This window comes from Pseudomonas sp. GW821-FHT07G10 (genome assembly GCF_059418545.1).
This window is the reverse complement of the sequence record NZ_JBWKQB010000041.1, coordinates 16313-41960: the sequence shown is the minus strand read 5'-3', so window position 1 is coordinate 41960 and position 25648 is coordinate 16313. Positions and strand designations below refer to the sequence as shown.

At 59.9% G+C, this 25648-nt stretch carries 19 protein-coding genes and 2 riboswitches; of the genes, 10 read left to right on the top strand and 9 right to left on the bottom strand.

Going from position 1 to position 25648, the window contains the following annotated elements; translation table 11 throughout:
• Positions 1 to 358: 358 nt before the first annotated feature.
• Positions 359 to 574, bottom strand: a complete 216-nt coding sequence (locus tag AC07O1_RS28350; protein WP_494993276.1) for a hypothetical protein — start codon at positions 572 to 574, stop codon at positions 359 to 361.
• 616 nt (positions 575 to 1190) lie between these two features.
• Here AC07O1_RS28350 and AC07O1_RS28345 point away from each other — a divergent pair.
• Entirely contained in the window at positions 1191 to 2780 is a 1590-nt protein-coding gene (locus tag AC07O1_RS28345) for an ABC-F family ATPase (protein ID WP_494993278.1), read from the top strand.
• Between the two features lie 70 nt (positions 2781 to 2850).
• Here the strand turns inward: AC07O1_RS28345 and AC07O1_RS28340 are convergent, their stop codons facing one another.
• The 4 genes from AC07O1_RS28340 to cobW all read right to left on the bottom strand — a co-directional run bounded on the left by AC07O1_RS28340 (position 2851) and on the right by cobW (position 9541).
• Entirely contained in the window at positions 2851 to 3591 is a 741-nt protein-coding gene (locus AC07O1_RS28340; RefSeq protein ID WP_495090930.1) for a vWA domain-containing protein, read from the bottom strand.
• A complete protein-coding gene (locus tag AC07O1_RS28335; RefSeq protein ID WP_495090929.1) occupies positions 3516 to 4523 on the bottom strand; it encodes a magnesium chelatase ATPase subunit I in 1008 nt (335 codons plus the stop codon). The genes AC07O1_RS28340 and AC07O1_RS28335 overlap by 76 nt, the downstream gene beginning before the upstream one ends.
• Before the next feature lie 161 nt (positions 4524 to 4684).
• Positions 4685 to 8458, bottom strand: coding sequence for a cobaltochelatase subunit CobN (cobN, locus tag AC07O1_RS28330; RefSeq protein WP_495090928.1), 3774 nt, complete (start codon positions 8456 to 8458; stop codon positions 4685 to 4687).
• Positions 8459 to 8461: 3 nt separating this feature from the next.
• Positions 8462 to 9541, bottom strand: a complete 1080-nt coding sequence (cobW, locus tag AC07O1_RS28325) for a cobalamin biosynthesis protein CobW (RefSeq protein ID WP_495011533.1) — start codon at positions 9539 to 9541, stop codon at positions 8462 to 8464.
• 94 nt (positions 9542 to 9635) lie between these two features.
• A riboswitch (cobalamin riboswitch) is annotated at positions 9636 to 9849 on the bottom strand.
• A gap of 189 nt (positions 9850 to 10038) precedes the next feature.
• Positions 10039 to 10267, top strand: a riboswitch (cobalamin riboswitch).
• Positions 10268 to 10367: 100 nt separating this feature from the next.
• Here cobW and AC07O1_RS28320 point away from each other — a divergent pair.
• The 4 genes from AC07O1_RS28320 (at position 10368) to cobM (ending at position 12513) form a co-directional block, all read left to right on the top strand.
• On the top strand, positions 10368 to 10562 hold the full coding sequence (locus AC07O1_RS28320) for a CbtB domain-containing protein (protein WP_494993282.1): 195 nt from the start codon (positions 10368 to 10370) through the stop codon (positions 10560 to 10562).
• 11 nt (positions 10563 to 10573) lie between these two features.
• A complete protein-coding gene (locus tag AC07O1_RS28315) occupies positions 10574 to 11275 on the top strand; it encodes a CbtA family protein (protein WP_494993283.1) in 702 nt (233 codons plus the stop codon).
• Positions 11272 to 11685 (top strand): cobalamin biosynthesis protein, encoded by a 414-nt coding sequence (locus AC07O1_RS28310; protein WP_494993284.1) that lies wholly within the window; start codon positions 11272 to 11274, stop codon positions 11683 to 11685. Before AC07O1_RS28315 ends, AC07O1_RS28310 begins: the two co-directional genes overlap by 4 nt.
• An 81-nt stretch (positions 11686 to 11766) precedes the next feature.
• On the top strand, positions 11767 to 12513 hold the full coding sequence (gene cobM, locus AC07O1_RS28305) for a precorrin-4 C(11)-methyltransferase (protein ID WP_495090927.1): 747 nt from the start codon (positions 11767 to 11769) through the stop codon (positions 12511 to 12513).
• A gap of 203 nt (positions 12514 to 12716) precedes the next feature.
• Here cobM and nfuA read toward each other — a convergent pair whose 3' ends face one another.
• Together nfuA and AC07O1_RS28295 are read right to left on the bottom strand one after the other, a co-directional pair.
• Complete coding sequence (gene nfuA, locus AC07O1_RS28300; protein ID WP_007946504.1) at positions 12717 to 13301, bottom strand: Fe-S biogenesis protein NfuA; 585 nt, start codon at positions 13299 to 13301, stop codon at positions 12717 to 12719.
• A gap of 100 nt (positions 13302 to 13401) precedes the next feature.
• A complete protein-coding gene (locus AC07O1_RS28295) occupies positions 13402 to 15693 on the bottom strand; it encodes a fatty acid cis/trans isomerase (protein ID WP_495090926.1) in 2292 nt (763 codons plus the stop codon).
• A gap of 154 nt (positions 15694 to 15847) precedes the next feature.
• On the opposite strand from AC07O1_RS28295, the gene metH reads away from it, so the two are divergent.
• Both metH and AC07O1_RS28285 read left to right on the top strand, forming a co-directional pair.
• Positions 15848 to 19558 (top strand): methionine synthase, encoded by a 3711-nt coding sequence (metH, locus tag AC07O1_RS28290; RefSeq protein WP_495090925.1) that lies wholly within the window; start codon positions 15848 to 15850, stop codon positions 19556 to 19558.
• A gap of 85 nt (positions 19559 to 19643) precedes the next feature.
• A complete protein-coding gene (locus AC07O1_RS28285; protein ID WP_494993288.1) occupies positions 19644 to 19862 on the top strand; it encodes a DUF2970 domain-containing protein in 219 nt (72 codons plus the stop codon).
• 8 nt (positions 19863 to 19870) lie between these two features.
• Here the strand turns inward: AC07O1_RS28285 and AC07O1_RS28280 are convergent, their stop codons facing one another.
• On the bottom strand, positions 19871 to 20956 hold the full coding sequence (locus AC07O1_RS28280) for an ABC transporter substrate-binding protein (protein WP_495090934.1): 1086 nt from the start codon (positions 20954 to 20956) through the stop codon (positions 19871 to 19873).
• A 465-nt stretch (positions 20957 to 21421) separates the two neighbouring features.
• Here AC07O1_RS28280 and AC07O1_RS28275 point away from each other — a divergent pair, with 465 nt between their 5' ends.
• Together AC07O1_RS28275 and AC07O1_RS28270 are read left to right on the top strand one after the other, a co-directional pair.
• A complete protein-coding gene (locus tag AC07O1_RS28275) occupies positions 21422 to 23080 on the top strand; it encodes a nitrite/sulfite reductase (protein WP_495011472.1) in 1659 nt (552 codons plus the stop codon).
• Positions 23064 to 23558, top strand: coding sequence for a DUF934 domain-containing protein (locus tag AC07O1_RS28270; protein WP_495090924.1), 495 nt, complete (start codon positions 23064 to 23066; stop codon positions 23556 to 23558). The genes AC07O1_RS28275 and AC07O1_RS28270 overlap by 17 nt, the downstream gene beginning before the upstream one ends.
• Before the next feature lie 100 nt (positions 23559 to 23658).
• On the opposite strand, the gene sohB is transcribed toward AC07O1_RS28270, so the two are convergent.
• Positions 23659 to 24681: a protease SohB gene (sohB, locus tag AC07O1_RS28265; protein WP_495090923.1), complete on the bottom strand. Its 1023-nt coding sequence runs from the start codon at positions 24679 to 24681 to the stop codon at positions 23659 to 23661.
• Positions 24682 to 24886: 205 nt separating this feature from the next.
• Between sohB and AC07O1_RS28260 the strand changes: the two genes are divergently transcribed.
• Positions 24887 to 25597: a histidine phosphatase family protein gene (locus AC07O1_RS28260; RefSeq protein ID WP_495090922.1), complete on the top strand. Its 711-nt coding sequence runs from the start codon at positions 24887 to 24889 to the stop codon at positions 25595 to 25597.
• Positions 25598 to 25648 lie beyond the last annotated feature (51 nt).

Sequence of the window (25648 nt, the reverse complement as noted above, 5' to 3'; positions counted from 1 at the left end):
ATGAACGTAATTCACGGGATACGGCCTTTCGGATGCTAAGCCCATTTCGGTCTCCGGTCGGGTGCAAGTGATCAACTAATAGCCCACTTCCAACAGTCACGCCAATCAGCGAAGTATCCCCATACCCACAGCCCCCCCGAAGCAGCAGCGCGCGGCATCGAGATAGATCATGTTCAGAGTTAAACAAGAAACCGAGGTGGATTATGGCGAGTGAGCAGAAACAGGCCGTTGCCCTCGAAGCGGACAAGGTGTCGGAGGCGAGAATGGCTGAGCTTTCAGGGACGACAAGCCAGAACACTACAGTCACCGTAGAGCTGAAGGTGGCGCCGGAAGCCGCCTAACCCACCCTCACCTATTTTTAAACAGCCTTAAATGGCATCTTGTAAGTAAAGAATCCTTTCAGGTCATCGCGCAGGCGTTCTGAAATGAGAGGGTCATCAAATATACCGGGGTCAAAGTAGATGAGCCACGTACCATCAGGCCTTAGCTCCGAGTCGGCAAAGTAGGCTCCTACTTCATTCTCTGTAAGCCCAGTGGCTTCAGCAATTTCCTTGATCGTAGGCTTGCTTTTCATCCGCGGCCTCCTTGGTTCGGCGGCATGCCGAATCTTCAACAAATAGCCCAAAAACTCGAATCTTGCCAGCGTATAGCTGCCGAGCGACCTATAACAGGAACGCGACCACCGTCGTAGGCTCTGCCAATGAGGTATCCCCATGCCCACAGAAAACCAAATCACCTAGCCGCTGAGCGTCGAACGCTCGATGGCAACGAAATCACTTATCGAGGTGTCTGGTATTAGTTGACCACTGCACAGTACGCCGGGCGTCGGAAAAAGGGGTTGGAAAGATCCAGGAATTTGCTTACGTGTTCCCTCCGTCCAGGAATAGCGAGCACGTGAAATAGACCTCAGACCTGCATAAACGACAGGAGCCGGCGCTGGAGGTGTTGAAAATCCGTCAACGGCCGCCGTACAACTGCCCTCACACATATGCGACAATGCGCCCCAAATTCCAACATGAACCCCGCATTTATTGCTCAGCAACCTGGCCACCGCGTCCAAATGTTGCTGTTGACGTATGCCTGCTGGCTCAAATCAAGCTATGACTGAACCGGACTGGGAAGACTCCAGATGGGTACAAATCGGTTTCAGCAGACATAAGCCAGCTCTAAACCACTGATAGGTAAGGTAATTGATCTCCACAGCTAACATCACGATGCAGTTCGGCGCCAAGCCGTTATTCGAGAACGTTTCGGTCAAATTTGGCGCCGGTAACCGTTACGGCCTGATCGGCGCCAACGGTTGCGGCAAATCGACCTTCATGAAAATCCTCGGTGGCGACCTGGAGTCTTCCGGTGGCCAGGTGATGCTGGAGCCGAACGTACGTCTGGGTAAGCTGCGCCAGGACCAGTTCGCCTACGAAGAATTTACCGTGATCGACACCGTGATCATGGGTCACGAAGAGTTGTGGAAGGTCAAGGCCGAGCGCGATCGCATCTACTCGCTGCCGGAAATGACCGAAGAAGACGGCATGGCCGTGGCCGAGCTGGAAACCGAGTTCGCCGAGATGGACGGCTACACCGCTGAATCCCGTGCCGGTGAGCTGCTGTTGGGCCTGGGCATTGGCATCGAGCAGCACAATGGCCCGATGAGCGAAGTATCGCCGGGCTGGAAACTGCGGGTGTTGCTGGCTCAGGCGTTGTTCTCCGACCCTGAAGTGCTGTTGCTCGACGAACCGACCAACCACCTGGACATCAACACCATCCGCTGGCTGGAAAACGTTCTGACCCAGCGTAACAGCCTCATGATCATCATTTCCCACGATAGACACTTCCTTAACAGTGTCTGCACCCACATGGCCGACCTGGATTACGGCGAGCTGCGCCTGTTCCCGGGCAACTATGACGAGTACATGACCGTGGCCACCCAGTCCCGCGAGCAACTGCTCTCGGACAACGCCAAGAAGAAGGCGCAGATCTCGGAACTGCAATCGTTCGTCAGCCGCTTCTCGGCCAACGCCTCGAAAGCCAAGCAGGCCACTTCCCGCGCCAAGCAGATCGACAAGATCCAGCTGGCCGAAGTCAAGCCGTCGAGCCGGGTCAGCCCGTTCATTCGTTTCGAGCAGACCAAGAAGCTCCATCGCCAGGCGGTCATCGTCGAGCGTATGGCCAAAGGCTTTGATGGCAAGACACTGTTCAAGGACTTCAGCTTCACCGTTGAGGCCGGCGAGCGCGTGGCGATCATCGGCCCGAACGGGATCGGTAAAACCACCCTGCTGCGTACCCTGGTCAACGACCTGAGCCCGGATGCCGGTAGCGTGAAATGGACCGACGCCGCGGAAATCGGCTACTACGCACAGGACCACGCTTCGGACTTCGAAGACGAATCCAGCCTGTTCGACTGGATGGGTCGCTGGACTCAAGGTGGCGAGCAGCTGGTACGTGGCACCCTGGGCCGCATGCTGTTTTCCAACGACGAGATCCTCAAGTCGGTCAAGGTGATTTCCGGTGGTGAGCAAGGCCGCATGCTGTTCGGCAAGCTGATCCTGCAAAAGCCGAACGTACTGGTGATGGACGAACCGACCAACCACCTGGACATGGAATCCATCGAAGCGCTGAACCTGGCGCTGGAAAACTACCCGGGCACGCTGATCTTCGTCAGCCACGACCGTGAGTTCGTATCGTCCCTGGCGACCCGCATCATCGAGCTGAGCCCGAGCGGTGTGATCGACTTCAGCGGCACCTACGACGACTACCTGCGCAGCCAGGGCGTGGTGTTCTGATTTAGTTTGCCGCTTTAAGCAAAAGCCCCGTCCTTGTGACGGGGCTTTTGTGTTTCAGGGCATGGAGATTTCAACCCGGCAGCAAATCATCAATATGCCGATAATCCGCCTGCAACTGCGTCGCCAGCTCCCTGGCCCGCCCAAGCCGAATCGGACCTCTCTCGATGTCCACCAACAATCCTGAACAATTGAGCATCGGCAGCGCCGGCCAGTTCTTCAAGCGGCCGTCAGTCAACAGCAACAGCCGCTGCTGCTCCGCCGCAAAGCGCTTTTGCCGGAGTGCCAGCCACTCGCTCGCTTGCTCCAGAGCCGCCAGCAACGGCGTGCCACCACCCGCCCCCAACGCATCAAGCCAGCCTCGCAGACCGCTCGAAGCTTTCAGGCCTTGCACCTGCCATTTCGGCGAGTGGCCACTGGCAGTCAGCAACGCCAGGCGCGCCCGGTGCCGGTAGGCGTCATCGAACAGCTGCGCCAACAATCCTTTGGCGTCGCTCAGGGCCTGATGACGGCGAGTCGAGGCCGAGGCGTCGACGATCACCAGCCACAGCTCATGGGGCGAACGGCTGCGCAGACGGTAAAGCAAATCCTCACGCTGGTTCGGACGGCCATTGAGCAAGGTGCCGGGCCAATTGATTGAACCGTTGCGCGCCGCACGACTCTTGCCCTGCCTGCCATTGTCCAGCCGTCCCGCACGGGGCCTGGCATCCGCCCCCGCATCAGATCGAGGGCGAATGCCTAGGGCTTTTTTGGCCAGCTCGGGACTTCTCGTCGAGCGCCGACCGGCAACGCAGGTGCAGGCATTTCGCCCCATTGGCCCTGGCCTTCGGTCGGGTTGGGATTCTGTGCAGATTGAGACTGTGGCGCGTTGGCCTGGCTTGGCGCAGGCGGCGAATGCTCGCGGCGACGATGGCGCAAGGCAAACTCGGCCACCGCGTCGATATCTTCTTCGGTAATCGCCTGCACGCCTCGCCAAGCGGCATGGGCGCGAGCCGCGCGCAGCCAGACCAGATCGGCACGCAGCCCATCGACACCAGCGGCAAAGCAGCGCTCGGTAATGTGTGCCAAGGCCTGATCATCGAGGGGAATGCTGGCCAAGGCCGAGCGCGCCTGCTGGCAGCGTTCGCGCAGCGCATGTTGCTGGCTTTCCCACTGCGCACAAAACGCCTGCGGATCGCTGTCGAAGTCCAGCCGACGACGGATGATCTGGCCACGTTCAGTCGGCGCCGTCTGCCCGCTCAAGGCGACGTTCAAGCCAAAACGGTCGAGCAACTGCGGGCGCAATTCGCCTTCTTCCGGGTTCATGGTGCCGATCAGCACGAACCGCGCCGAATGCCGATGGGAAATCCCGTCACGCTCAATCAGGTTGATGCCGCTGGCGGCCACGTCCAGCAGCAAGTCCACCAGATGGTCGGGCAACAGATTCACTTCATCGACATACAACACCCCGCCGTCGGCCTTGGCCAGCACGCCGGGAGAAAACTGCGCCCGGCCTTCGCCAAGGGCCGCGTCCAGATCCAGCGTACCCACCAGGCGTTCTTCAGTGGCACCCAACGGCAAGGTGACAAATTGCCCGCTGGCCAACAGGTCCGCCAGACCACGGGCCAGGGTCGACTTGGCCATGCCACGCGGGCCTTCGATCAGCACGCCGCCAATCTTCGGATCGATAGCCGTCAAGCACAGTGCCAGCTTCAAGGCATCAGCACCGACCACGGCGCAGAGTGGAAAATGTGGGGTGTCACTCATGTTGGGGTCTCAATTGGGTCGGGTTCTTTTGTTGTGATCGTTCCCACGCTCTGCGTGGGAATGCCTCAACGGACGCTCCGCGTTCGGCGCTTGATGTGACGCAGAGCGTCACGGGCTGCATTCCCACGCAGAGCGTGGGAACAATCGGTGCTCACTCCAGGTCAGGTGTCTTCTTCTATATCCAGCAGCAAGTTCTCCAGCGCCTCACGATACTCACCCGGGTCGCTCCACATTCCGCGCTGCTGGGCTTCGAGCATGCGTTCGGTCATGTCGCGCAGGGCATGCGGGTTGTGCTGCCGGACAAAATCACGGGTCGCGGGATCGAGCAAATAGGCATCGGCCAGCAAGGCGTACTGATGATCGTCGATCAACTGCGTGGTGGCGTCGAACGCGAACAGATTATCCACGGTCGCCGCCAGTTCGAAAGCCCCTTTATAGCCGTGACGCTTGACCCCTTCGATCCACTTCGGGTTCGCCGCCCGGGAACGGATCACCCGGTTCAGCTCTTCCTTCAAGGTGCGGATCTTCGGCAGATCGGGCTGGCTGTGGTCGCCATGGTAGCTTGCGACCGGCTCACCGCCGAGGCTTTCCACGGCGGCGAGCATGCCGCCCTGAAATTGGTAATAGTCATTGGAATCGAGCAAGTCATGCTCGCGGTTGTCCTGGTTTTGCAGCACTGCCTGAACCTGACTCAAACGCTGAGCGAATTGCTCGCGCGCCGCGGTGCCTTCATCGGAACCGCCATAGGCGTAGCCGCCCCAATTCAGATAGACCTCAGCCAGGTCTTCGCGGCTTTGCCACAAGCGACCGTCGATGGCGCCCTGTACGCCCGCGCCATAGGCGCCGGGTTTGGCGCCGAATATTCGCCAGCCGGCCTGACGCGTTGCGGCGTCCTCATCCAGCCCGGACTGCAACAGTGCTTCACGATCACTGCGGACCTTGGCCGCCAGCGGATTCATGTCATCCGGCTCCTCCAGCGCGGCAACGGCCTGCACCGCCGCATCGAACAAACGGATCAGGTTGGCGAAGGCGTCGCGGAAGAACCCGGAAACCCGCAAGGTGACATCAACCCGCGGCCGGTCCAGCAGGCTCAGAGGCAGGATTTCGAAATCGTCGACCCGCTGACTGCCCGTGGCCCACACCGGACGCACACCCATCAACGCCATGGCCTGGGCGATATCGTCACCGCCGGTACGCATGGTCGCCGTGCCCCAGACCGAAAGCCCAAGCTGACGCAGGTGGTCGCCGTGATCCTGCAAATGCCGCTCAAGAATCAGGTTCGCCGACTGAAAGCCGATACGCCAGGCAGTGGTGGTCGGCAGGTTACGCACGTCCACCGAGAAAAAGTTACGCCCGGTGGGCAATACATCCAGCCGCCCGCGGCTCGGCGCACCGCTGGGGCCCGCCGGAACGAAACGTCCGCTCAGGGCATCCAGCAGACCGCGCATTTCTGCCGGGCCACAGGCGTCCAGACGCGGCGCAACGACTTCGCGCAGGCTATCGATGATTGCCTTCACCTCGGCCCAGCCCGGTTCGTTCAACGTGTCGACATCAGCGCTTAACACCCGCTCGATCAACTGCGCGGCAAACAGCTCGAGGCGCTCACGGCTATCGCCGGTGGTGCGCCAAAGCTCATTGCTCAGCGTTTGCAGTTCAACCGGTCGCGGTCCGGTCCAGGGATCAGCCAACACACAGTCCAGCGGATCGAAACCCAGTTCGAAGGCCTTGGCCAAGGCTCGCAACAAACTCGACTGCGCACCGCGTCCATCGCCACGGGGAATACGCAGTAACGCCAACAGGGTATCGATGCGCAAGCGGCCGGTTGGCGACTCGCCGAACACATGCAAGCCATCGCGGATCTGCGACTCCTTCAAGTCGCACAAATAGGTGTCCAGACGCGGCAGCCAGATCGCCGCGTCAGCGTCGCTGTCGAGCTTTTCGTCCAGTTGCAGTTCGCGGTCGATCCGGGTTTCGCGCACCAGTTTCAGAATGTCGCGCTGCAACTCCCGGGCTCGGCGTGGATCAAGCAACTGCGCTTCGTAATACTCGTCGGCCAGCAACTCGAGATCGCGCAGCGGGCCGTAGGTTTCAGCGCGGGTCAACGGCGGCATCAGGTGATCGATGATTACCGCCTGGGTGCGACGCTTGGCCTGGGCGCCCTCACCCGGGTCATTGACGATAAACGGATAGATGTTCGGCAATGGCCCCAGCAGCGCATCCGGCCAGCAGTTTTCCGAAAGACCAACGCCCTTGCCCGGCAACCACTCGAGGTTGCCGTGCTTGCCGACGTGAATTACCCCGTGGACGCCGTAGGTTTGTCGCAACCAGAAATAGAACGCCAGATAGCCATGAGGCGGCACCAGGTCGGGGTCGTGATAGACCGCGCTCGGGTCGACCTGATAGCCCCGCGCCGGTTGAATGCCAACGAAAGTCAGGCCAAAACGCAGACCTGCGATCATCATCCGCCCGCCGCGGAACATCGGATCGCTTTCAGGCGCGCCCCAGCGCTCAAGCACCGCGTTGCGATTGGCTTCGGGCAAGGCGTTGAACATCGAAAAATAGTCGTCCAGTGCCAGGCTTTGCTGGCATGGCCGCTGGTCGATGCTCTCCAGATCATTGCTGACCCCGCCGAGCAATTGCTGAATCAGCGCTGTGCCACTTTCAGGCAGTTGCGCCGGCAGCGGATAGCCCTCAGCGTGCAGCGCCCGCAGAATATTCAGCGCAGCGGCCGGGGTGTCGAGGCCCACGCCGTTGCCGATCCGACCATCGCGGGTCGGGTAGTTGGCAAGAATCAGCGCGATACGCTTTTCGCCGTTCGGTACCCGCGCCAGATCAATCCAGCGCCGCGCCAGTTCGGCGACAAAATCCATACGCGCAGGCGCAGGTCGGTAGCAGACCACATCGGACTGACTGCGCTCGCTGCGCCAGGCCAGGTCCTTGAAGCTGATGGGCCGACTGATGATGCGCCCGTCCAGCTCCGGCAAAGCGATATGCATGGCCAGGTCTCGCGGCCCGAGGCCCTGCTCGCTGGCGCGCCAACTCGGCTCGTTGTCCTGGGCGCAGATCGCCTGTATCACCGGGATATTACGCCGGAAAGGCCGCAGATGCGGCGCTTCAGGGCTGGACTGGGCAAAACCGGTGGTGTTCAGAATCACCCCAGCCTCGACCTCGTCCAGCCAGTCCTCGACCACCGCCAGGCAGCCAGGCTCTTTCAAACTGGCCAGCGCAATCGGCAACGGGTTAAGCCCCGCCGCCTGCAAGCGCTGGCAGAAAACATCGATGAAACCGGTGTTCGCCGCCTGCAGGTGCGAGCGATAGAACAACACCGCCGCCACGGGCTGATCGGCGTGCCAGTCGGCTCGCCAATCGCTGAGCGTGGCGCTGCTTTTGCGCGGATGGTAAATCGCCGTACGCGGCAGGATTTGTGGTTCGGCCCATGGGTAATCGCGATCCAGCCAGCGACTGGCCAGGCAGCGATACAGCTCCAGCGCGTTGCCCAAACCACCTTGACGCAGGAAGTGCCAAAGCCGATCGCGGTCTTCGGCGACCACCGTGCTCAGGTCGCTCAGTTCCGGGTCGGGACGATCGTCGCCGGGCACCAGAATCAGTTGCACGCCCTTCTCGGCCAGCTGCACCAGACGCTCGATGCCGTAACGCCAATAACCGATCCCGCCGTGCAGCGAGATCAGAATGACTTTGGCGTGACGCAAGACTTCGTCGACGTACAGGTCGACCGAGGCGTGGTTCTGTACCTGCATCGGGTTGGCCAGACGCAGGCTCGGGTAGTCGTCCGGCAATTGCTGCGCGGCTTCGGCGAGCAGCGCCAGGCTGGAATCGCCGCTGCACAGGATCACCAGCTCGGCGGGGGTTTGTCCAAGGTCGGCAATGTTGTCATCCGACACGAAACCGCCGGGCTGGGTCCTGAGCAGGTGCATGGCTCAGGCGCCGAGTGCGGCGCGCAATTGCGCTTCGATCAGAGCGGCATCCAGTTCCTGGCCAATCAGCACCAGGCGCGTTGCACGCGGCTCATCGGCGCGCCAGGCACGGTCGAAATGTCTGTCGAAGCGCGTGCCCACGCCCTGGATCAGCAAGCGCATCGGCTTGTTCGCAACCGCCGCGAAGCCTTTGACCCGCAGAATGCCGTGCTGAACCACCAGCTGGGTCAGGGCATCCAGCAGCAGGCTTTCGTCGGCCTGGGGCAGCTCGATGGAAATGGAATCGAAGGCGTCGTGGTCATGGTCATCATGCCCTTCACTATCGGCATCACCGTCGTGGTGATGGTCGTGGTGGCTGTGACGGCTGTCGATATGCTCTTCGGAACCGGCGCCCAGACCAATCAAAACCTCCAGAGGCAAGCGACCGCTGCTGGCTTCGATGATTTTTACTGCTGGCGGCAGTTCTTCGGCGACTTCCAGGCGCACTTTGGCCAGGTCTTCAGGGCTGATCAGGTCGGCTTTGTTGAGGATCACCAGGTCGGCACTGGCCAGCTGGTCGGCGAACAGTTCGTGCAGCGGTGATTCGTGGTCCAGGTTCGGGTCGAGCTTGCGCTGGGCGTCGACTTGATCCGGGAACGCAGCGAAGGTGCCGGCGGCCACGGCCGGGCTGTCGACCACCGTGATCACTGCATCGACAGTGCAGGCACTGCGGATTTCCGGCCACTGGAAGGCTTGCACCAGCGGTTTGGGCAGCGCCAGGCCAGAGGTTTCGATGAGGATGTGATCCAGGTCGGCACGACGGGCAACCAGCTCGCGCATCACCGGGAAGAACTCTTCCTGAACGGTGCAGCACAGGCAACCGTTGGCCAGTTCATAGACCCGGCCGCTGGCCTCTTCTTCAGTGCAACCGATGGAACATTGCTTGAGAATTTCGCCGTCGATGCCCAGCTCGCCAAATTCGTTGACGATCACCGCGATGCGGCGGCCCTGGGCGTTATCAAGCATATGCCGCAGTAAGGTGGTTTTGCCCGAGCCGAGGAAGCCGGTGACGATGGTGACGGGAAGTTTGGCCAGTGTTTTCATCGGATGCCCTTTGGCAAGGTGGCGGGCATACGGGACGACAACCACACCGATGGGCGCGGAAGATTTCGCCACCGGATCACCCCGCCCGGTTGTAGTGAGAATCTGGTACGAGGCAGGTCTCCTGGCTGACGGCCTGCCGGTCTTTCGACTGGCGATTTCTACGCCTTCCCGCTCGCTCTATGGATAGAGGGTGCAGTGGCATGGCAGAAACGGAACCGTTCACAGTTGCGGGGGCAGCCGCGGCATTGACCGCGTTCCCTTCTTAGCTTCGGCGAGAGTGCCGAAGAACCTCGAAAGCGCAAGGCTACGCATCGCTTGGGGGCGGGTCAATGTCCGGACAGAGATCTATGGTGACTGTGACGACGCCATCGCGAGCAAGCTCGCTCCTACATTCAATCGCGGTCCCCTTGTAGGAGCGAGCTTGCTCGCGATGGAAGCGCCTCGGTCCAACAAGTGAGAAACCTTGCCAATTGACTCTCATCCCCCGCCCATGCTCTCCTACGCAACTTGTTACGGGTGCCCTTCACAGGGTGAAACGGGAAACCGGTGAGTCATGTGCTTTACTCAAAGCCTTGATCAGTCCGGTGCTGCCCCCGCAACGGTAAGCGAGCGAAGAGTCAGATCCACTGTGCCAGCAGTTCGGCATGGGAAGGCGACTCTTGCAGGTGAAGGCGCTGGCCCAAACCCCTCGTGAGCCCGGAGACCGGCCCGCAATACTGAAATAACAAACCCGCGGTGGGCGGGCGCTGTTTGAACCGCTGCGAGCCTGTCTCGCAGGGGTTTTCATGCGCTCGATTCACCCGCTGACACATCAGAGGGAAGCGCCATGTCGATCATCAGCAGCACCCGCCACGCAGGCACCGCCAGCACCACGTCCACCCTGAGCCAACGTCTGATTGCCGCCATCGGCGCATCGATTCTGGGCGCGTGCCTGGTGTATTTCGCCGGTTTCTCGCATATCGAAGCGGTGCACAACGCCGCCCACGACACCCGTCACAGCTCCGCTTTTCCGTGCCATTGAGACCTGCTGACATGATCAAGCGTATTGCGCAAACCGCGGGTTTCACAGGGCTGCTCGCGGCCTTGTTGCTGACCTTGCTGCAAAGCTTCTGGGTCGCGCCGCTGATTCTCCAGGCGGAAACCTATGAAAAGGCCCCGGCCGCCGAAGTTCACGAACACGCTGAAGGCGCCATGGCCGGTCATACCCACGATGCCGAAGCCTGGGAGCCGGAGGACGGCTGGCAGCGCGTGCTCTCGACCACCGGTGGCAATCTGGTGGTGGCCGTCGGTTTCGCCCTGATGCTTGCGGGTCTCTATACCCTGCGCGCTCCGGGTCGCACGTCCGAAGGTTTGCTCTGGGGCCTGGCCGGTTACGCGACCTTCTGCCTGGCACCGACCATGGGCCTGCCGCCGGAGCTGCCCGGCACTGCCGCCGCTGACCTGCTGCAACGGCAGACCTGGTGGGCCGGGACCGCGGCGTCCACCGCTGTCGGCATTGCGCTGATCGTGTTTGGCAAACACTGGCTATTGAAGATTCTCGGCGTGGCAATTCTGGCGGTACCGCACATCATTGGCGCGCCGCAACCGCAGGTGCATTCCAGCCTGGCGCCGGAAGCGCTCGAAGCACAATTCAAAATCGCTTCGCAACTGACCAACGCGGCGTTCTGGCTGGCCCTGGGCCTGATCAGCGCCTGGTTGTTCCGTCGCAAAAGCGAAGGCCAATACCGCGCATGACTGACATCAGCACAGCGCCGACCCTGGTGGTCGGCCTGGGCTGCCAGCGTGGCTGCCCCGCCGCCACGCTACAGGCGTTGCTCGATCAGGCGTTGCAGGCTCACCACATCGATCTGCAAGCGATCCAGGCCCTGGCCAGTATCGACCTGAAACGAGAGGAGCCTGGCCTGCTTGAGCTGGCTGCACAATTGGCATTGCCGCTGACATTCTTCAGCAGTGCGCAACTTGCCGCCTATGAGCCACAACTGAGTCATCGCTCAGAGATCGCCTTTGAACGCACCGGTTGCTATGGCGTGGCCGAAAGCGCTGCGCTGGCACTGGCCGAGCATCTGACGCAAAGCCCGGCCAAACTGCTGATCTCGCGACAGAAATACGCCCAGGCCACCTTTGCATTGGCATCTGCGCCGTAAAATCCCCGATAATCCCCGCCCTTGATCATGAGCAATCTTCATCTGAAGCATTGCCGACACGACTTTGCACAGGAAACAGCCATGACCGTCTACTTTATCGGCGCAGGTCCCGGCGACCCGGAACTGATCACCGTCAAAGGCCAGCGGCTGATCCGCAGTTGCCCGGTCATCATCTATGCCGGCTCGCTGGTGCCCGCTGCCGTGCTGGAAGGCCACCAGGCCGACCAGGTGATCAACAGCGCAGAATTGCACCTGGAGCAGATCATTGAATTGATCAAGACCGCCCATGGCAAAGGTCAGGACGTGGCCCGGGTGCATTCCGGCGATCCGAGCCTGTACGGCGCAATTGGCGAGCAGATTCGCTATTTGCGCGAGTTGAATATTCCCTTTGAAATCATCCCTGGCGTGACGGCAACCGCAGCCTGCGCGGCCCTGCTGGGGGCGGAGCTGACGCTACCGGACGTGTCCCAGAGCGTGATTCTGACCCGCTATGCCGACAAAACGGCGATGCCGGCCGGGGAAGAACTCGGCAGCCTGGCACAGCATGGAGCAACCATGGCGATTCATCTGGGGGTCAATCATCTGGAGAAAATCATCGCCGAACTGGTCCCGCACTATGGCCTGGACTGCCCGATTGCAGTGATTCATCGCGCCACCTGGCCGGATCAGGATTGGGTGGTGGGCACATTGGCTGATATTACTGAAAAGGTTCAGGCAAAGGGATTTCGTCGTACCGCGCTCATCCTGGTGGGTCGGGTGCTGGCCAGCGACAATTTCAGTGAATCGTCGCTGTATCGTGCCGGGCATGCGCATTTGTACAGACCCTGAACATGATCGTTCCCACGCTCGTGCGTGGGAACACCTCAACGGACGCTCTGCGTCAGCTTCTGGGACGCGGAGCGTCCCGGGCTGCATTCCCACGCGGAGCATGGGAACGATCAATACGAGGGCCATGTAATGGCCACCTCAAATCCCAGGCATAAAAAAACGGCGCTCACGGGGCGCCGTTTTTTCTGTTTGCAGCGAACACCTTAGTAGTAGGCGTTTTCTTTCTGCGTATGGTCGGTGACGTCGCGTACACCTTTAAGTTCCGGAATACGCTCAAGCAGTGTGCGCTCGATGCCTTCCTTCAAGGTGACATCAGCCTGGCCGCAGCCCTGGCAACCACCGCCGAATTTCAGCACGGCGATACCGTCTTCAACCACATCGATCAGGCTGACCTGACCGCCGTGGCTGGCCAGCCCCGGGTTGATTTCGGTTTGCAGGTAATAGTTGATGCGCTCGTTCACCGGGCTGTCAGCGTTGACCATCGGAACTTTGGCGTTTGGCGCCTTGATGGTCAGTTGGCCGCCCATACGATCGGTGGCGTAATCAACCACGGCATCGTCCAGAAAGGCTTCGCTGAAGGAATCGATATAAGCGGTGAAGCTTTTGAGCCCCAGCGCGGTATCTTCCGGTTTTTCTTCGCCCGGCTTGCAATAGGCAATACAGGTTTCGGCGTATTGGGTGCCAGGCTGGGTAATAAAGACTCGGATGCCGATTCCCGGGGTGTTCTGCTTGGAAAGCAGATCAGCCAGATAATCGTGGGCAGCATCGGTAATGGTAATAGCGGTCATGGAAACTCCTCGCAGGCTTGGACGCAGTTTACGCCAATCATCGCGCCGGACAAAGTCCTAGTATTTTTGTCGGGAAAGAACCGGCCATCCTCACCATCGATTACAGGTTCTCGTAGCGGTTCATGTCCAGCACGCCCGCTTCCACCGGCTCGGTTGCGCGAATGTACTCGGTCAGGTCATGGAAGTACTGCCAGAACTGTGGATGGCTGCGACGAATCCCCCAGCGATCAACGATTTTCTCGAAGTGATCAGCATCCTTGGCGCTCTCCATTCGCGCAACAAACTCGGGAACCTGCTCGGCCGGGATGTTGAAGATGAAGTTCGGATAGCTGCTGAGTACGCCTGGATAAATCGTCAACGTATCCAACCCGGGTTGATAACGCAGCGCCTCGCCGAGCAGGAACGCCACGTTACTGTGGGCGCGGTTGCGCAGAAGGCTGTAGACCTCACGCTTGCCGCTTTTGGTCTCGATGCGCAGCATCGTGGCCTCTGGCAACTGATCGATGACCCGAAGCCCCGCGGCCGGGCGCGAGACCAGGCGACTCAAGGCCTGTTCGGCGTCTTGCAGGGCCGGATCGATATTCGGCCGTGAGCAATACGCGCCGTCACAGCGATTGATCGGGTCAGGCCTGGCGTTCAAGTCACCGTAGCGCGCCAGCAGTTGGTTGGCGAAATCGCGCTTCGGGTCCTTTTCATCCAGCTTCAGTGCGGTGCGTTTGTCGTTGTCGATGCTTTCATAGTCCAGCCACATCTTGATCTTGCCGCTGCTCTGGTACCAATCGTCGAGATAATCGTCCCGGGAATCGGCCGGCATCAGGCGCAGGAAGTTCTGCTCGGCGCCGTTGCGGATCAGGTCGAAATACAGACGGGTCTGGGCCTGGTGGGAAACGTTTCCGAATACATCGAAATTGACCGCCAACTGATAATACGTGCGTTCCAGCAACGGATAGTCGAACAGCCACATCGTTTGCGGTACGTCACCGATCAAGCCTTTGTTCACCGAGGCGCTGTCGAAGTGGCGGAAAATGCTCAGCAAGGCGTTGTCGTTGCCGGCCCACAGGGTCGACCAGCTCGGTGCTGGCGCATCGGCGTAGGTGTCCCGGCGCAAGGCTTCGTATTCGTTGCGCTTGTCGCGATAATTGTGCCACAGGGTCAAGACACTGCCGACATCATCATTTTGTCCCGGCATCGCCAGCAACGGCGTTGCCTTAGTGCGGTAGTTGCGGTTGGTGATGTACAGGTCATGTTCCGGCGCCTGGAACAACGCCCAGAAGTTGTCGCGGATCACGTCAGTAGCAATCTGCCCTCGGCAGACCGGACCACGGATAAAGGTCCGCACAAGGTATTCGGCATTATCGAGCATGAACTGATAACGCGCTTGCGCCGGAATCGCCTCGAACGTTTCGAACGGATTGGCCCGCCGCTCCGGCCCGTAACCGGGCAACGCATTGACGTGCCAGTTACCGCTGTAGAACAGGGTTTTGACCCGCGCCATTTTCGCCGGGCCCAGGCCAAAGGTGATGTGGGTCTTGTGCACGATCACACCCTGCACCGGCCACAAGCGGTAATAGATCTGAGTACCGGGGTCGTCATTTGGACGACGGGTGGCGATCAGGTCGATCGGCTTCCCCGGCGGCGTACGCGAACGCACCCATTGGAAGAAATGCCCCGGCTCACCGCCCTTGAAATAGATGTGTGCCAGGAACAAATGCTCAAACAGCCATCGAGCGACCAGGCTTTCCCGAGCGCCCGGGGCATTGAGCAGGCTTTCCCACTGAACAATCTGCAACGCCTCCTGGGCACTGGGCGCCAGGCCTTGATCATCGATGGGCGCCCCTGACGCCAACCAGCGTTGCAGGGTCTGGTACTGCTGATCGGTCAGGCCCGTCACCGCCAGCGGCATGCCCTCTTTGGGATGTGCACCGGCATAGCTGTCAAACTCGCCCGGCATTGGGCACATGTTCTCGCGCTCGAGGCCCAAAACGATCTCCTCGGGCAACTTCGCGTTGGGCCGAAGTGGCGTTTTGTGGCCCAGTTCAAGCATTCGCGCCATCAGCGCCGCCTGGCTGCCCTGAGCATCGAGCACTGAATAGAAATCCTTACGCTGCCAGGCCGCCTTGCCAAAGGCGTCGTAGAACAGCCGCGTCGGCCTTGAGGCTTGACTGCGCTGGCCGTTATAGACCGGCATTTTCGTAGCGCCCCGTGCCGCACCCTCCCCACTGCCCAGATTGAGCTGACAGGCGGAGTCATAGCAGGCATGGCAGGCCACGCACTTATCGGTAAAGATCGGTTGAATATCACGGGTATAGGAAATCGCTGGCGCCGGACCTTGCGCTGTGGCGGCGAAACTGAACAGCAGCAAAATACTGCCGATGACAACGCGATAAGACATGTCCCTGGTTCCGGCGATAGAAAAACGTCGCGATTCTACCGGTCTAACCCGGCCACCAACATGAGCGATATTCATGCAAAAGCCTGCCATGCTCTAAAAGCACACAGGTTTGCTATCATCGCCCTTCTTTGTATTGGCCTTTCCAGGTAGTCCTATGTCCGATCGCAGCGCTCGCCTTCAAGCTCTCCATCAAGCCCTCAAAGAGCGCATCCTGATTCTCGATGGCGGCATGGGCACGATGATCCAGAGCTACAAGCTCGAGGAACAGGACTACCGTGGCAAACGCTTCGCTGACTGGCCGAGCGACGTCAAAGGCAACAACGACCTGTTGATTCTTAGCCGCCCGGACGTGATCGGGGCGATCGAGAAGGCGTATCTGGATGCTGGTGCCGACATTCTCGAAACCAACACCTTTAACGCCACCCAAGTGTCCCAGGCCGATTACGGCATGGAAGCGCTGGTCTATGAACTCAACGTAGAGGGCGCGCGTCTGGCGCGCAAGGTGGCCGACGCCAAGACCCTGGAAACCCCGGACAAGCCACGCTTCGTCGCCGGGGTGCTCGGCCCTACCAGCCGTACCTGCTCGTTGTCACCGGACGTGAACAACCCCGGCTACCGCAACGTGACCTTCGACGAACTGGTGGAAAACTACACCGAGGCCACCAAAGGCCTGATCGAAGGCGGCGCCGACCTGATCCTGATCGAAACCATCTTCGACACCTTGAACGCCAAGGCCGCGATCTTCGCCGTGCAGGGCGTGTTCGAAGAGCTGGGTTTCGAACTGCCGATCATGATTTCCGGCACCATCACCGACGCCTCCGGTCGTACCCTGTCCGGTCAGACCACCGAAGCCTTCTGGAACTCCATCAGCCACGCCAAACCGATTTCCGTCGGTCTGAACTGCGCCCTTGGCGCCCGTGAACTGCGGCCGTACCTGGAAGAGCTGTCGGACAAGGCCAACACTTATATTTCCGCCCACCCGAACGCCGGCCTGCCCAACGAGTTCGGTGAATACGATGAACTGCCGGCCGATACCGCGAAAATCATCGAAGAGTTCGCCCAAAGTGGCTTCCTGAATATCGTCGGCGGCTGCTGCGGCACTACCCCCGCGCACATCGAGGCGATCGCCAAAGCGGTGGCCAGCTACGCACCGCGGCCGATTCCGGACATTCCAAAGGCCTGCCGGCTGTCGGGCCTGGAGCCGTTCACCATCAATCGCGAGTCGTTGTTCGTCAACGTCGGCGAGCGGACCAACATCACCGGTTCCGCGCGTTTCGCCCGGCTGATCCGCGAAGACAACTACACCGAAGCGCTGGAAGTCGCCCTGCAGCAGGTCGAGGCCGGCGCGCAGGTGATCGATATCAACATGGACGAGGGCATGCTCGATTCGAAGAAGGCCATGGTGACCTTCCTCAATCTGATCGCCGGTGAGCCGGACATCTCCCGCGTGCCGATCATGATCGACTCCTCCAAGTGGGAAGTCATCGAAGCTGGCCTCAAGTGCATCCAGGGCAAAGGCATCGTCAACTCCATCAGCATGAAGGAAGGTGTCGAACAGTTCATTCATCACGCCAAACTGTGCAAGCGCTACGGCGCTGCAGTGGTGGTGATGGCTTTCGACGAAGCCGGTCAGGCCGACACCGAAGCGCGCAAAAAGGAAATCTGCAAACGCTCCTATGACATCCTGGTCAACGAGGTGGGCTTCCCGCCGGAAGACATCATCTTCGACCCGAACATCTTCGCCATCGCCACCGGCATCGAAGAGCACAACAACTACGCCGTCGACTTCATCAACGCCTGCGCCTATATCCGTGACCACCTGCCCTACGCGCTGACGAGCGGTGGCGTGTCCAACGTGTCGTTCTCGTTCCGTGGCAACAACCCGGTGCGTGAAGCGATCCACTCGGTGTTCCTGCTGCATGCGATCCGCAACGGCCTGAGCATGGGCATCGTCAATGCCGGCCAATTGGAGATCTACGACCAGATCCCGGCCGAGTTGCGCGATGCCGTCGAGGACGTGGTGCTCAACCGCACGCCGGAAGGCACCGACGCCTTGCTGGCCATCGCCGACAAGTACAAGGGCGACGGCAGCGTCAAGGAAGCCGAAACGGGCGAGTGGCGCAGCTGGGACGTCAACAAGCGTCTGGAGCATGCGCTGGTCAAAGGCATTACTACGCACATTGTCGAAGACACCGAAGAATCCCGGCTGTCGTTCGCGCGCCCGATCGAAGTGATCGAGGGCCCGCTGATGTCCGGCATGAACATCGTCGGTGATCTGTTCGGCTCCGGCAAAATGTTCCTGCCACAGGTGGTGAAATCTGCCCGTGTCATGAAGCAGGCCGTTGCCCACCTGATCCCGTTCATCGAGCTGGAAAAAGGCGACAAGCCGCAAGCCAAGGGCAAGATTCTCATGGCCACGGTCAAGGGCGACGTACACGACATCGGCAAAAACATCGTCGGCGTGGTGCTGGGCTGTAATGGCTACGACATCGTCGACCTCGGCGTGATGGTGCCGGCGGAGAAAATCCTCCAGGTGGCCAAAGAACAGAAGTGCGACATCATCGGTCTCTCCGGCCTGATCACCCCGTCGCTGGACGAAATGGTCCACGTCGCCCGCGAAATGCAGCGCCAGGATTTCTATCTGCCGCTGATGATCGGCGGTGCGACCACCTCCAAAGCCCACACCGCGGTGAAGATCGAGCCCAAGTACAGCAACGACGCGGTGGTCTACGTCACCGACGCCTCACGCGCCGTGGGCGTGGCGACCCAGTTGCTGTCCAAAGAATTGAAACCCGGCTTCGTCGAAAAGACCCGCCTGGAATACATCGAAGTCCGCGAGCGCACTGCCAACCGCAGCGCCCGTACCGAACGCTTGAGCTACCCGGTGGCGATCGCCAAGAAGCCGCAGTTCGACTGGAGCAGCTACCAGCCGGTCAAGCCGACCTTCACCGGCGCCAAGGTACTGGACAACATCGACCTCAAGGTTCTGGCCGAATACATCGACTGGACGCCGTTCTTCATCTCCTGGGATCTGGCTGGCAAGTACCCGCGCATCCTCACCGATGAAGTCGTGGGCGAAGCAGCCACCTCGTTATTTGCCGATGCTCAGGAAATGCTCGCCAAGCTGATCGACGAAAAACTCATTAGCGCCCGTGCAGTGTTCGGCTTCTGGCCGGCCAATCAAGTGCAGGACGATGACCTGGAAGTCTACGGCGACGACGGCCAACCATTGGCCAAGCTGCATCATCTGCGCCAGCAGACCATCAAGACCGACGGTAAGCCGAACTTCTCGCTGGCCGACTTCGTCGCACCGAAAGACAGCGGCATCACCGACTATGTCGGCGGTTTTATCACCACCGCCGGGATCGGTGCCGAAGAAGTGGCAAAGGCCTATCAGGACAAGGGCGACGACTACAACTCGATCATGGTCAAGGCACTGGCTGACCGTCTGGCAGAGGCCTGCGCCGAGTGGTTGCACCAGCAGGTGCGCAAAGACTACTGGGGTTATGCCAAGGACGAACAGCTCGATAACGAAGCGCTGATCAAAGAGCAATACAGCGGTATCCGCCCTGCCCCCGGCTACCCGGCCTGCCCGGACCACACCGAAAAAGGCACGTTGTTCAAGCTGCTGGACCCTGCTGCGACAGAACTCAAAGCCGGCCGCAGCGGCGTGTTCCTCACCGAGCACTACGCAATGTTCCCGGCTGCGGCCGTCAGTGGCTGGTACTTCGCCCACCCGCAAGCGCAGTACTTTGCCGTGGGCAAGATCGACAAGGACCAGGTGCAAAGCTACAGCGCGCGCAAGGGTCAGGACTTGAGTGTGAGTGAGCGCTGGTTGGCGCCTAACCTGGGATACGACAACTGACCACACCCTGTGGCGAGGGAAGCTCCCTCGCCACACCATCCCTGGACGTCTATGCTCTCTTCACGCAACCCGTGTCGAGGGATTTATGGACGATCCAGCCAAGAACAAGCCACCGACCTTCTGGCAGATGCTGCAAAGTGTGATGGCCGCTGCATTCGGCGTGCAAAGCGGGAAGAATCGCGCCCGGGATTTCACTCACGGCAAACCCAGTCACTTCGTGATACTGGGTATTCTGTTCACGGCGGTCTTCGCGCTGACGCTGTTCGGTATCGTGAAACTGGTCTTGCATTTGGCGGGTGTTTGAAGCGCTGGTCAGCGCATCAATAGTTGCAGGCTGAACGGATAGCGGTATGAGGACGGCTTGCCTTGTGCCGAGAGTGCGCGAAAGTCGACTTTGTAATCCGCGGTTTGCTTGAGTCCCAATAAACGCTGCGCCTGCTGCCGGTCGATCAGCTGCAGCAAAGGCACTTGTCGGGTCCGACCACCGTGGCGGGCGATATCGATCCCCCGGGCGTGGTCATGCAACAGCACCATGGCCCAGCCGCCGAGGGTGAAATGCCCGGCGACCAGTGCACTCAGACGACCATCGACACGCGCCTGCAACACCTCTGGCGAACTGTTGACCGCGCTGAACAACACATCTTTCCCAGGCAGGCCTCCCACCTCCTCCAACGCCTTCATCGCCCCCATGGCCATTTGGTCGTTCGCCGACCATATCAATGCAGTCTGCGGATAGCGCTTGAGCAGTTGCCTGGCCTGTTCATAGGCTCGCTCACGACTCCACTCGCCATACACCAACTGACGCAATCGCACTTCAGGATGCTCAGCCAGGGCCCGCCGCAGGCCCTGCTCACGCAACTGTGCAGCCGGGGTGATTTTTATCCCGGAGAACGCCAACAGATCGATGGTCTGGCCTGACGCCACAGGACCGTGCTGACGGATCAACTCCTTGAGCATCAGGTAACCGGCGTCATCATCATTGCTCAGCATGCCGCCAATCCAGTCGGGATACTTGCTGCCGTGCTCACCTAACAGCTTGAGCTGGTCGGGCGTCAGGCCACTATTGACGATAAACAGCTTCACGCCGCTACCCTGGGACAGGCGCAGGATTTCCGGAGCGACATATTGCTCGTTGACGAACACCAGATAATCCGGACGATTAGGCCCTTGAAGGGCTTCACGAGCCTGCTTGAGATTGGTCTCGGGCACTCGCTCGGCATAGAGAATTTGCAGGTCCATGCCAAGATCCTTGGCCGCAGCCTGCATGAATTGCGAATAGCTGACCCAGAACGTTTCCGTGCTGATTCCCGGATTCAGGAACAACACTGACTCCGCCTGCGCAGCAGGCCCGAAAACCGTGCCAAGCGCCAGCAACACACCACAGAGGAACTTCAACATGGTCATCCGAGCCCCGGAAATTAGCCGCGCATTATAGCTGGCAAAATGCTGGCAAACTGCGCTTCATTGCCGTTTTTGTCCGACAATCGTCGGTTCAGGGCCCGGACAGGTCGCTTATTGATGGCTGACCCAGAACACTGCGGTCGATACCACCAGGATGATCAGAAAAAAAATCGCCCACGCGTCGACACTGCTGTCGCTTTTCCTTGCTTTGGTTGGGTTGCTCATTGCATCGCCTCTTGTCGGTTTTATCGGTGATTGCATAAAGACTCGAGCACAGTTAAGTCCAGTATTCCCCGCACCACAAATGGGGGTAAGACAATAGTTAATCTCATTAGTCGTTTTGGTTCTTTGCATATACTCAAACATCACTTTTGCGCATAACTGCAAACTGGTATCGTGCCTCGGCTCCGTTGGGAGTGCGCGGCCGTGCGCGCAGATTTGCAGCCTGAGAACAGGACACCTATGTACGTATATGACGAGTACGATCAGCGGATCATCGAGGACCGCGTCAAGCAGTTCCGTGATCAGACCCGACGCTATCTGGCAGGCGAGCTGAGCGAAGAAGAATTCCGCCCCCTGCGCCTGCAAAATGGTCTTTATATCCAACGCTTCGCCCCGATGCTGCGGGTCGCCGTGCCCTATGGCCAACTGACTTCGCGCCAGGCGCGAATGATGGCCAGAATCGCTCGCGACTATGACAAGGGCTATGCCCACATCAGCACCCGGCAGAACGTGCAGTTCAACTGGCCGGCGCTGGAAGACATCCCGGATATCCTGGCTGAATTGGCAACCGTGCAGATGCACGCCATTCAAACCAGCGGTAACTGCCTGCGCAACGTCACCACCGACCAGTTCGCCGGTGTCGCTGCCGATGAATTGATCGATCCGCGCCCATGGTGCGAGATCGTTCGTCAGTGGACGACGTTCCACCCTGAATTCGCCTACCTGCCGCGCAAGTTCAAGATTGCCATCAACGGTTCGACCTCGGACCGCGCGGCCATTGAAGTCCACGATATCGGCCTTGAGCCGGTGCACAACGCCGCTGGCGAGCTGGGCTTCCGGGTGCTGGTGGGTGGCGGTCTGGGCCGGACGCCGGTGGTCGGCGCCTTCATCAATGAGTTCCTGCCGTGGCAAGACCTGTTGAGCTACCTCGACGCCATTTTGCGTGTTTACAACCGCTACGGCCGTCGTGACAACAAGTACAAGGCCCGGATCAAGATTCTGGTCAAGGCACTGACACCTGAAGTGTTCGCCGAAAAAGTCGATGCGGAAATGGCCCACCTTCGCGGCGGCCAAACCACGTTGACCGACGCCGAAGTGCATCGTGTCGCCAAGCACTTCGTCGACCCGGACTACAAAGCCCTGGTCGACCAGACCGAAGAGCTGGCCGAACTCGACAAACAGCATCCAGGTTTCGCCCGCTGGCGTACCCGCAACACCCTGGCGCACAAAAAGCCGGGTTATGTTGCCGTGACCCTGTCGCTGAAACCGACCGGCGTTGCCCCTGGCGATGTGACAGACAAGCAGCTGGACGCGATTGCAGATCTGGCCGACCGCTACAGCTTCGGTCAACTGCGCACCTCCCACGAGCAGAACATCATTCTCGCCGACGTCGAACAGAGCCAGTTGTTCGCCATGTGGGGCGAGTTGCGCGAGCACGGTTTCGCCACGCCGAACATCGGCCTGTTGACCGACATCATCTGCTGCCCGGGCGGTGACTTCTGCTCCCTGGCCAACGCCAAGTCGATCCCTATCGCCGAATCGATCCAGCGTCGTTTCGACGATCTGGACTACCTGTTCGATATCGGTGAGCTGGACCTGAACATTTCCGGCTGCATGAACGCCTGCGGTCACCACCACGTCGGCCATATTGGCATTCTCGGGGTGGACAAGAAAGGCGAAGAGTTCTACCAGGTCTCCCTCGGTGGCAGCGCCAGCCGCGATGCCAGCCTGGGCAAGATCCTCGGCCCATCCTTCGCCCAGGATGCAATGCCTGACGTGATCGAGAAGTTGATCGACGTGTACGTCGAACAACGTACTCCAGACGAGCGCTTCATCGACACTTACCAACGTATCGGCATTGACCTCTTCAAGGAGCGCGTCTATGCAACGAATAATTAAGAACAACGAGGTCGTCGACGAAACCTGGCACTTGCTGCCCAAGGACGCGACCCTCGACGGCATTTCCAACTGCGACGACCTGATCGTCCCGCTGGCCCTGTGGCGTGACCACGCTCACGCCCTCAAGGCCCGTGACGGCGGCCTGGGTGTCTGGCTGGACGCGGATGAAGAAGCCGAGGAAATCGGCGACGACATCACAGACTTCCAGGTGATTGCCCTGAACTTTCCGGCCTTCACCGACGGCCGCAACTACTCCAACGCTCGCCTGCTGCGTGATCGTTATGGCTACAAGGGTGAACTGCGGGCTATCGGCGACGTGCTGCGTGACCAGCTGTTCTACCTGCACCGTTGCGGCTTCGATGCCTACGCCTTGCGCGCAGACAAAGACCCGTACGAAGCCCTGGAAAGCCTCAAGGACTTCTCGGTGACCTATCAGGCCGCCACCGACGAACCGCTGCCGCTGTTCCGTCGACGCTAAACGACAGGCAAAAACAAAAAGCCCTGAAACCGGACATCCAGGTTTCAGGGCTTTTTTGTGTCTGATTAGTCCGCTCCTACAGGGGAAGCAGCAAGGCGACTTACCAGAACCGCTGCTGCGTCAAACGACTCCACCAGCTCAACAACACACGATCGATCGAACCGCTCGCCGCCAGCCCCACGCGCTCTTGCAGGCTTTTGCGTTCGGCGTAGTGCAGGTGGTACAGCTCGGCGCCCTTGGCGCGTTCGGAGAGGTATTCGTCGCTGGTCTTCAGTTCGTCAACCAGTTGTTTGTCCAGTGCTGCAACACCCAGCCAGACTTCGCCAGTCGCCACTTCGTCGATGGCCAGTTGCGGGCGGTAGCGCGAGACGAAGTTCTTGAACAGTTGATGGGTGATGTCCAGTTCTTCCTGGAATTTCTCCCGGCCCTTCTCGGTGTTTTCGCCAAACACAGTCAGGGTGCGCTTGTACTCACCGGCGGTCAGTACCTCAAAGTCGATATCGTGCTTTTTCAGCAGGCGATTGACGTTGGGCAGCTGGGCCACCACACCGATCGAACCGAGGATGGCGAACGGCGCGCTGATGATCTTCTCGCCGATGCAGGCCATCATGTAGCCGCCGCTGGCTGCGACCTTGTCGATGCAGATGGTCAGCGGCACGCCAGCCTGACGGATTCGCGCCAGTTGCGAAGAAGCCAGACCGTAGCTGTGGACCATGCCGCCACCACTCTCAAGGCGCAGCACCACTTCATCCTTGGGCGTGGCGAGGGCCAACAGCGCGGTGATTTCGTGGCGCAGGCTTTCAGTGGCGGAGGCTCTGATGTCGCCGTCGAAATCCAGCACGAATACCCGTGGCTTGGCCTCCGGTTGTTTCTTCTGCTTTTTCTCGAGCTTGCCTTGGGATTTGCGCAAGGCCTTGAGTTGATCCTTGCTCAGCAAGGCCTGCTCGAGGCGCTCACGCAGCTCTTTATAAAAATCATTGAGTTTGTTGACATGCAACTGGCCCGCAGCCTTGCGCCGGCCTTTGCTGCGCAGGGCCGCGAAACTGGCCAGGACCACCAGAATAGCGATGACCAAGGTGACGGTTTTAGCCAAAAAACTTGCGTACTCGGCAAGAAACTCCACAGGGACTCCTTAATACTGTGCGCCGCTGAACAATCGGGCGCGGGATACCTCAAGCATACCCATGCGCCCGCCTTACGGCCAGCCGTGAAACCTGCTGTAACGGGCCTCCAACGGACATTTCAAACAAGCGTATGTTTTTTCATTGACAGCCCACCGGCATCCTCATAACCTCGCAAAACTTACAACGCACCGGGACGACGCGGACGTGGGCAGCATCTACTTGATTCGACATGGCCAGGCCTCATTCGGTGCAGACGACTATGACGTGCTGTCACCGACCGGTATACGCCAGGCGCAAGTGCTCGGCAGCCACCTGGCTGAACTTGGCCTGAACTTCGATCGCTGTCTGTCGGGTGACTTGCGCCGGCAACAGCACACCGCCAGCTCGGCGCTTGAACAGTTCAACGCCGTCGGCATGCCGGTTCCGCCCCTGGAAATCGATTCGGCCTTCAACGAGTTCGATGCCGACGCCATCATCCGCGCCCTGCTTCCAGGCCTGCTGCCGGACGAACCCGAAGCGCTGGATATCCTGCGCAATGCCACGCAAAACCGTGCAGAGTTCCAGCGGATCTTCGCCTTGATCATCGAACGCTGGCTCAGCGGCGCCTATGACACACCGGGGCTGGAAAGCTGGCTGGGTTTTGTCGGGCGCGTCCAGGCAGGTTTGCAGCGCATCCTCGAACAAGCGGACAACACCCAGAAGATCGCCGTGTTTACTTCCGGCGGCACTATCACCGCCCTGCTCCACCTGATTACCCGAATGCCTGCCGCGCAGGCCTTTGAACTGAATTGGCAAATCGTCAACACCTCGCTCAACCTGATCAAGTTTCGTGATCGCGAGGTGACCCTGGCTTCCTTCAACAGTCATGCGCATTTGCAACTGCTGAAGGCCCCGGAACTCATCACCTTTCGCTGAGTGCCGGCTAACTGTGACCCTTGTTGTAATCACCCATAAAAGGATCGAACC

Coding starts and splice junctions, on each gene's coding strand:
- AC07O1_RS28340 (WP_495090930.1), bottom strand. CDS start 3,591: ATGGGGCGAAATGCCTGCACCTGCGTTGCCGGTCGGCGCTCGACGAGA.
- AC07O1_RS28295 (WP_495090926.1), bottom strand. CDS start 15,693: ATGTCTTATCGCGTTGTCATCGGCAGTATTTTGCTGCTGTTCAGTTTC.
- AC07O1_RS28270 (WP_495090924.1), top strand. CDS start 23,064: ATGCAACGAATAATTAAGAACAACGAGGTCGTCGACGAAACCTGGCAC.
- cobW (WP_495011533.1), bottom strand. CDS start 9,541: ATGAAAACACTGGCCAAACTTCCCGTCACCATCGTCACCGGCTTCCTC.
- AC07O1_RS28320 (WP_494993282.1), top strand. CDS start 10,368: ATGTCGATCATCAGCAGCACCCGCCACGCAGGCACCGCCAGCACCACG.
- AC07O1_RS28275 (WP_495011472.1), top strand. CDS start 21,422: ATGTACGTATATGACGAGTACGATCAGCGGATCATCGAGGACCGCGTC.
- AC07O1_RS28280 (WP_495090934.1), bottom strand. CDS start 20,956: ATGTTGAAGTTCCTCTGTGGTGTGTTGCTGGCGCTTGGCACGGTTTTC.
- metH (WP_495090925.1), top strand. CDS start 15,848: ATGTCCGATCGCAGCGCTCGCCTTCAAGCTCTCCATCAAGCCCTCAAA.
- cobM (WP_495090927.1), top strand. CDS start 11,767: ATGACCGTCTACTTTATCGGCGCAGGTCCCGGCGACCCGGAACTGATC.
- AC07O1_RS28285 (WP_494993288.1), top strand. CDS start 19,644: ATGGACGATCCAGCCAAGAACAAGCCACCGACCTTCTGGCAGATGCTG.
- AC07O1_RS28350 (WP_494993276.1), bottom strand. CDS start 574: ATGAAAAGCAAGCCTACGATCAAGGAAATTGCTGAAGCCACTGGGCTT.
- AC07O1_RS28315 (WP_494993283.1), top strand. CDS start 10,574: ATGATCAAGCGTATTGCGCAAACCGCGGGTTTCACAGGGCTGCTCGCG.
- cobN (WP_495090928.1), bottom strand. CDS start 8,458: ATGCACCTGCTCAGGACCCAGCCCGGCGGTTTCGTGTCGGATGACAAC.
- AC07O1_RS28310 (WP_494993284.1), top strand. CDS start 11,272: ATGACTGACATCAGCACAGCGCCGACCCTGGTGGTCGGCCTGGGCTGC.
- AC07O1_RS28335 (WP_495090929.1), bottom strand. CDS start 4,523: ATGAGTGACACCCCACATTTTCCACTCTGCGCCGTGGTCGGTGCTGAT.
- nfuA (WP_007946504.1), bottom strand. CDS start 13,301: ATGACCGCTATTACCATTACCGATGCTGCCCACGATTATCTGGCTGAT.